The following is a 7994-nucleotide window of genomic DNA, read 5'->3' as shown; positions in this document are numbered from 1 at the left end:
GAAACTGTAATTTCTAATGCCGGAAACGACAGTTCCCCGCCTGGAAACGGGAAGTTAATGTATACAATAAACTTTTGCCTTCCTGGAGAATTAGCTTATGCAAGGCTTATACTGTGTTGCAGATACTTTATCTGCAACCTATCTGCAACAGTATCTGCAACGCTCCAACTATCTATCAACTAGTGCATTACACGCGTTTGGTTGCAGGTGGCAGATGTTTTCATGTTTTTTCAACTTTATAGAGGAGGATTATGCATCAAAATTAGGGTCACAAGCGTAAGTCATAAACTAAATTCACCTCTGTGTCCTCCGTGTCCTCTGTGGTGAAAACATTATTCCATGCTCTTTAGCCATGCAATTTCTTCTTTCCATTTACTTTCATCCGGTGTTTCGAGTATCAGCGGCATATTATCGAATCTCGAATCTCGCATCAATCTTTCAAAAAATGCTTTTCCGATCAATCCTTCACCAATACTATCGTGACGGTCTACATGGGTGCCCAGTGCTTTTTTTGAATCATTCAAGTGCATACCTCGAAGGTAATTGAATCCCACTTCTTTGTCAAACTCATCAAATACCTTATCGTATTCATTGACAATATCATAACCGGCGGTATAAGTATGGCAGGTATCGAGGCAAACACCCACCCGGCTCTTGTCGTTTACCCGGTCGATGATATATTTCAGTTGCCAGAATTCGCTACCTAGATTACTTCCTTGTCCGGCAGTGTTCTCAATAACGGCTGTTACGCCTTTTGTTTTTTCTAAAGCGATATTAATGCTTTCTGCGATGAGCGACAGGCAATCCTCTATTGAAATTTTGTTGAGAGAGCTGCCTGGATGGAAATTTAAAAGTTTCAATCCAAGCAGTTCGCAACGTTGCATTTCGTCCAGAAAAGCGGCACGGCTTTTTTGAAGTCCCTCTTCTTCCGGGTGTCCCAGGTTGATAAGATAACTGTCATGTGGCAGGATATATTCCGGCTGAAAACCGTATTTCTCGCAATTCTCTTTAAAGAGGCTGATACTTTCTTCTGTTAAAGGTTTGCTTACCCATTGGCGTTGATTCTTGGTGAATAACGCAAAAGCATTTGCTCCTATTTCATGCGCATTAACGGGGGCGAACTCTACGCCACCGGACGCGCTTACATGTGCTCCGATATATTTCATGGTTACTTCTTTATTTAATATTACTCTGCAAATATAACGTTTTTATAGGAGTATATGTTTTTTCATCTAAAGCAGGGAGAGATTAAATCTCAAAATCCGGTAAATAGTCTGTCAGGACTTTGTTAACCTGTTTGCTTTTTACCTGATCTGTGACTATCGTTGCACCTTCCTTTTTACCGGCATCATAGTTTAAAGAAACCTTTTCCGTTTTATTGCTTACATAGATGGCAGCTTTCCCTTTTTCTGTCAGGTTACAAGTAATAGTCCAGTCGCCTACCTGAATGGTATTACCTTTGCGAACTACCTGCATATCCGGGCGGTTCTTTCCATGCGTATCCATCACTGTCAGGAAACGGGCGGTTTTACACGGAACTGTTGTAGAAGAGAAATGCCAGTGATTAGGATATTTCAACGCTTTCCCTTGTGCGTTCGTCACATTTTTCCAATTGGTTGGCGCACAGAAGAAAGTATCTGCCATCGCTTGTTCCGTTTTTGCCGAACTGAAAAGATGGGCAACAGAAACACCTCCGGCTTTATTCTTACCAATAACTTTCACTTCATCCGTCAATTCCTGTATTTCCATAGGCAGTTCTACGGTATGTAAAAGATAACTCCATGTTACGGCTTCTTTTCCTTCCAGTTCATCATAAATCACAAAAACTCCGGTAGTTCCCAATTGGATGATATGACGACGGAACATATCCAGCTTGTTCTCATCCCATCCTTTTTCGGGCGTATATTGCGTACCGGATAATTCGCCACGTTTCAACCATAGGGGAGAAGTCACTTTACCATAAGCATTGGAAGCGTCTCCTACCATGTAAGCGATTTTCTCTCCTTCATACCACCGTGGAATCCAGCCATATCCTTCTGTCCCGATCTTCTGCGTCATTCCATTCACCAAAATACTGTTGTGTGCACGAGTATTACGGTAAGAATACATACAATGATCGTCTGTAAAACCAGTGCGATGTCCGCTACTGTAAAAAATGGCTTTACCTCCGTAGAATGTATTGAAAGCATTTTGATTGGCTAGTGCATGGGAAGTGGAACCGTAGGAACTGGAACGGAACGACAGCATTGCATTCTTATCTATGTCTCCCAAAGAAGTATTCATCGTACCGATTCCCGTTTCATTGAATACTTTTGCCATCGGTAATTCTGCAAGAGTAGGACCTTCTTTGGGAAGTGCTTTCTTTGTTATACAGCGATACCAGGTCAAGTCTCCGGATTTTCCGAGGAAAGTCTTTTCCATAATATCCGGTTCTTTCTGCAAAATAGTGCGTACATAAGCGGCTGCCCATGGATTGTTACATTCGCGTGCCAAGGCATCTGCATACCCAACTCGTGTACCGTTTGGCTTCAGCTTACTTTCATGTGAGTTTCCTTGCCCGGCGGATTTCGAGAATGGAGGCTGTTGATAGATGACGTAGAACGCATTATTGTTATACCAGGGATCAGCAAAGAAATCGAATCCGCTGATACGGGAATAAAAAGCAGGAACTTCAATCAATGTGCGGAGATTGACTTGGAAATAAGAATCGCCATTGTGCCATCCTCCATCCGTGTTGAGGCCTGGCAGACGGGATACCCACTCATTGTAGCAATAATCCACCCAGGTGGAAGCCATCGGCAGTTCGCCATACGTAGCAAACGCAGCCATATTCAGGATACGGAAAGTCATTTGCCAAACATGGTTATCAGCGATACGGTTTTCTAAGTGATTGACATATTCATGATAGAATTTCTTTCCATTTTCACGAATCGTTCTTAAGAGTAGTTTCTTTTCATCCGGAGTCAGCAGGTTATACCATGCGTCATACGCGGAAGTACTCATAGACAAAATGGTGGAACGGTTGAAATCTCCCGCGAAGTACTTACTATTCTTCCATGAAAGAATTTCGGAAAGACGCTTTATACCTTCTTTGTAGTATACCTCGTCTTTCGTTAGCAAGTAAGCACGTACCATGGCTTCGATATTCGCTTCTTCACGGTCTACAATCTTACGACTTTCCCGAATCAGAGCGGAACGATATTGAACGATGTTTGTCAGCTTGACAACCTGGGTCGTATCAATTTCTTCTTCCAAATGTTTCAGCGGATGATTCAGACATTTATCGGCTTTCCGGATGTAAGCCTGTGCTTCCGGATTGTTTTTATTCCGTTCGATGATATTGTCCCAATCTTTGGCATCAAGCAAGATGCGGGGGTGCGTCTTGGGTAATTTAGCTAACACCTCTTGTAGAGAAGGCGGGTTGAATGTACGTATATGCTCGTCTATATAAAAATGAGAAACGGGCGACCATTCTTCTTTTCCATCCTTGTCAACGTAGGCATATTGCCAATACCATTTTCCTTTTTCAAACAGTTTGAATGGGTTGAAAAAGGCCCATTTCCTTTCAGCGGTTATCACTTCCGATTTGAATTCCGGGTCGCGTGCGATCCGGATGCGGTAAGTCACTTCCGGTTTGTAGTCTTCTTCTTCCACTCCGTCCAATACGGCACCCAAGTGAGGAAATTTGTCCGGCCACATGAAACGAGGAGGATTGACAGTGATATGCTGCCCGTCCAGTGGTGAAGGCGTTTCGCGTACCTCGTGCATCAAAGTCTGTTGAGTCAGGCGCATGATTCCTTTTTGCGCATACCCGTTGGCGGATAGCAGAATGGTGAACAAGAGAAAAATAGATATTCGTTGTTTCATCATATAACTTTGCATTTTTTTATTCGTCGTTTGTTGTTCAGCGTTCAACGTTGTTTGAACAAGTCTTTCAGACGAACGGTCTTGTTATTAATCAGTGGGCGTGCCCAAAAACCGATAAAGGTGATGTATCCTACGAAAACAAGGATAAACAGCATACCTGTGCGGAGTGATGTTGCATCTGCCAGCGTACTCACAATCATCGGACCACCGGCACCACCGACGATTGCCGAACATAAAATACCGGCGAATGAACCGTGATGCTGTGAGGCGGAGTTCAAAGCCAATGAGAATACGATGGAATACATCATGGAAATACTGAATCCGACAGCAGGGAAAGCGATCATAGATACTTCCTTGCTTCCGAACAATGCCGATAATAATAGGATGATGGTCAGGATTCCGGAGATTTGCAGCAATCGCTTGCTGTCAATCAACTTGAGTAGAATCATACCTACGAGACAGCCGGCTGTCATCAATCCCCAGAAATAGCTCACGGCTTGCGCACCATCAGTTTGCGGATTGACTCCGTGGTATTGTTCCAGGAAGGTGCTCATAAAGATAGAAGTTCCCTGTTCCGTGCTTACGTAGCAGAAAATCCCCAGGAAAAACAACCATACATATTTCTGTTTGAATAAAGCCAGATATGAATCTTTAGACCCGCTTTTCTCATCTTCTTTCAATTCAATCTTGGGAAAGCGGGAGACACCGACGGCAATCAGCATGACTAACAACAGGATGGTAAATACCCAGTAAAGAGATACCCACGGCATTTCCCGTGGGGTGATATCGGCCAACAAGTCGATAAAGAAACCTTTACCGGCTGTATAGGTTGCCGGGTCAAGTTCACGAATCAGATAAGTATATACCAGAGGGCTTAGGAAAGAAGCGATGCCAAACATGAATTGTGCCAGTTCGGCTATAAATGCATAGTTTTCTTCTCCTCCTACAGTACGCTGGAGCGGATTCAATACAGTTTGCAACATGGCCATTCCTAATCCGATGATGAAAGAAGAAGCTAATAACATCGGATACGTATGCATACAGGCAAACAGGATGGTGCCGATGAACGGCATCAGGAAGCCACCGAATAATACCGGTTTCTCACCGAAACGGTCAATAAGTAATCCGGCAGGGATAGACATGATGGCGTATGCCAGGAAGAAAGAGGTCGGGATAAATCCCGCCATCGCCAGGTCACTTAGATTGAAGTTGTGGATAATGTCCGGAATGAGTGGTCCCAGAATATTAGTAATAAACGAGATGGTGAACCAGAACGCCATAATCAGCGCCAACATTCCTAAATTCTTTCTCATAATTTAATCAGGTTTGGAGCAGATAATTGAGTAAATACAAGTGACGCAGCTCCAATACTTCCGGCCTTGTTTCCAAGAGCGGCAGCTATGATTTGAGTATTCACAGCACAGTCGGGGATGGCATAACTACGTGCTTTTTCGCTTACTTTCTGAATGTAAAAGTCTCCTGCTTCGGAGAGCCCTCCACCAATCACAATCTTTTGCGGACTGAAGATATTAATAAAGCCTGCAATTCCGTGTCCCAAAAAGTCACAGTGTTCTTCCAATGATATTTTTGCAATCGGATCTCCTTGTTTATAAAGGCGGACAATCAATTCACCGTTAATCTCTTCATCTGGGTAGGAGATGCCTGCGTCTATTATTCGTTGACTGAAGCGGCGTACCAAAGCAGAAGTGGAAGCATAGTGTTCCAGACAGCCGACAGAACCGCAAGCACACGGTTCGCCATTGGCAATGAGAGGCACGTGTCCCAGCTCCGTTCCCCGGTTGGCATAACCGTTGAACAATTTGCCGTCGATGACTACTGCACCGCCAATACCCGTTCCTACCGTCAAGAAAACAACATGAGTGGCTCCCTGACCGGCTCCGTACATTGTTTCTCCCAGTCCCATCAGATTGGCATCATTTCCCAATAAAGCAGGAAGTCCGGTTTCCGTTTCAATGCGGTCTGCCAAGTGAATATTTTCCCAGCCGTTGATATTTTCCGCACCTCCTAAAACAATACGGTTCGTACCATCCACAATGCCCGGTGTTCCAATTCCTATACCATCAATTTTGTAGCCTTTTTCCTGTGCAAAGGCTTTCACTTCATTGATAGCAGTAACCAACTGTCCGATGACAGCTTCTGCTGATACATCGGCTTTCGACGGTAACTTCCCTTGAAAGTAAAATACGCCTTCATTATCAATAAGGGCGTATTTTACAGAAGTTCCGCCAAGGTCAATTCCTATAGCGTATTCTTTCTCCATACCACGTTAATACTTAATACTTGATACTTAATACTTAAAAACTACACTCTTTCCGCCCAAATCGGTGAACTCCAAGCCCATTGTCCGTCACGTTGGCGAACGCGCACATAGTAGTAATCCGTATCTCGCTGCGGCTCTTTATCTTCCATGTAATGTTCCAGAGTGAAACAGCTTTCCGGCATGGCACGATTGAAGAGAATAGCCTCGCTCAACCAACCGATCATGAAGTGTGAACGTGAACCTTCAAGCAACTCGCCCAACGTATGTTCAAACTTCTTGCCATTGAATTCGGCAATGACCTTACCGTCTTTTGGCATTTCCACATCAAGAATTACAGCTTGCATGGCTGCTGTAGTCGTATTCGGATTCTTGCTGCTGTACATATCCAGTTCGGTTTCCTTGTCGCCAACGGATACAATACGGTTGACATGTGTGTGGAATTCTGTTTCACCTTCTTGCGGAGAAGTGAATGCTGCGCCACGGAAACAAGGAGTTACACTATGAATCTGTCCTTTGTCTACCGACAGTTTGCCCTGCCAATGTACGTATTTCTCTTCACGATTCCAACCAAAATCAACTTTAACTTTGCAACGTACCGTATCACCTTCCGGAGCAACGGGAGTCAACGGACCGCTCATACGAGCTAAAATCTGCCCGTTCTTTACAATATCTACATAGTCAATACAGCTTTCACCTGTGACATTCAGATAGATACGACGACTATTACCGCGAACTACATCACCCATGAAAGCATCGTTGAGGCGGAAGTCGATAATAATCTTATCACCGGTTGCGGCACATACATGACGGGTACGTAGAGCTTCCCAAATGGCATCGCGAGTCAGTGACGGAGCCAAAACACCGATGCGTCCGTCTCCATAGCTTCCCGGATAACCGGAATGTTGGTCGGTGGAAGCCATGATACCAAACTTATTACCCAATTCAAGACCATATTGAATGGTTCCTTCCCATTGGCGTGGTCCCATATCATGCAAATAGGGGTAGTCTCCCTGATCGCTTTCTGCCAGACCGTGACGGGAATACATTTCTACGAATGGAGTAATATCTCCTTCGGTAAAGCATTTCCAGTTGTAACCGCGATAGCCACCCTGATAACCCATGTGGTGCGGGGTAACGAATACTTTATGTCCTTTTGCTTTTTCTTTCCAGTCCTCGATTGAAGTACATTCTACAAGTGGTGCGTCCAAATCATAGTTCAACGCAACATGATCTCCATGTTCCATGCTATGAGCTTCGTACCCTACAAAAGTCAGGAATTCACCTTCCTTGTTATACTCATTTGTCATTTTTACGTACTTCTCATAACCGCCTTCACGCAAACGCTTGAAAGCTCCCGTGTGGTAATCGATTACCCATTTCAGGCGGGGATCATCTGCTCCGGGAATATCCGGCCACATAGCATGAGGAGTAACACTAACAAAATCCAATTGTCCTTTCGCTGCTTCAAAAGCATCGCGCATGTCGCCGTGTCCGTATGTGATGTTACAGTGGTTGTGTAAGTCGCCCCAATACATTTTGAGGTTGCTGGCTGATGGCATAATTTTCTTAGCCTCTTTGCTTCCTGCTGCGCAAGAACCGAGCAAGCTGCCCGAAGCTGCCAGTCCGAGGAAAGACCAGCCTGTGTTTTTTAAAAACTTTCTTCTATCCATGATATAATTGTTTTTGGTTAATCTTTATTTATATAAATGGGAATTTTTCGGTTAAATGAGAATTTAGCGATTAAATGGGAATTTAGCAGTTAGGCTGAAAGCCTTACAATTATATATTTATTGGGGTGCCCTGAAAGGGCTTAATTATATAGCGTAGGGCAACGCCCTACGAAAAA

5 protein-coding genes are annotated in these 7994 nt (G+C 44.1%); all 5 read right to left on the bottom strand.

The genetic code is table 11. The features are described from left to right. Positions 1-332: 332 nt before the first annotated feature. Positions 333-1166: a deoxyribonuclease IV gene (gene nfo, locus LPH68_RS24840; protein ID WP_118194742.1), complete on the bottom strand. Its 834-nt coding sequence runs from the start codon at positions 1164-1166 to the stop codon at positions 333-335. An 82-nt stretch (positions 1167-1248) separates the two neighbouring features. Continuing rightward, the gene (locus tag LPH68_RS24835; RefSeq protein ID WP_182429334.1) at positions 1249-3870 is read right to left on the bottom strand and encodes a DUF4962 domain-containing protein; all 2622 of its coding nucleotides are present in this window, start codon (positions 3868-3870) and stop codon (positions 1249-1251) included. A 41-nt stretch (positions 3871-3911) separates the two neighbouring features. Next, positions 3912-5180, bottom strand: a complete 1269-nt coding sequence (locus LPH68_RS24830; protein WP_004312969.1) for a sugar MFS transporter — start codon at positions 5178-5180, stop codon at positions 3912-3914. Continuing rightward, positions 5177-6148: an ROK family protein gene (locus LPH68_RS24825; RefSeq protein WP_118194744.1), complete on the bottom strand. Its 972-nt coding sequence runs from the start codon at positions 6146-6148 to the stop codon at positions 5177-5179. The genes LPH68_RS24830 and LPH68_RS24825 overlap by 4 nt, the downstream gene beginning before the upstream one ends. A 41-nt stretch (positions 6149-6189) precedes the next feature. Then, a complete protein-coding gene (locus LPH68_RS24820; RefSeq protein ID WP_165861545.1) occupies positions 6190-7818 on the bottom strand; it encodes a Tat pathway signal sequence in 1629 nt (542 codons plus the stop codon). Positions 7819-7994 lie beyond the last annotated feature (176 nt).

The organism is Bacteroides sp. 1_1_30 (assembly GCF_020982715.1).
GTDB lineage: Bacteria > Bacteroidota > Bacteroidia > Bacteroidales > Bacteroidaceae > Bacteroides > Bacteroides xylanisolvens.
This window is presented reverse-complemented; position numbering and strand designations above follow the sequence as displayed.

Bases quoted from the DNA above. Each gene is read 5' to 3' on its own strand.
- nfo (WP_118194742.1), bottom strand. From the start codon at position 1,166: ATGAAATATATCGGAGCACATGTAAGCGCGTCCGGTGGCGTAGAGTTC.
- LPH68_RS24835 (WP_182429334.1), bottom strand. From the start codon at position 3,870: ATGATGAAACAACGAATATCTATTTTTCTCTTGTTCACCATTCTGCTA.
- LPH68_RS24830 (WP_004312969.1), bottom strand. From the start codon at position 5,180: ATGAGAAAGAATTTAGGAATGTTGGCGCTGATTATGGCGTTCTGGTTC.
- LPH68_RS24825 (WP_118194744.1), bottom strand. From the start codon at position 6,148: ATGGAGAAAGAATACGCTATAGGAATTGACCTTGGCGGAACTTCTGTA.
- LPH68_RS24820 (WP_165861545.1), bottom strand. From the start codon at position 7,818: ATGGATAGAAGAAAGTTTTTAAAAAACACAGGCTGGTCTTTCCTCGGA.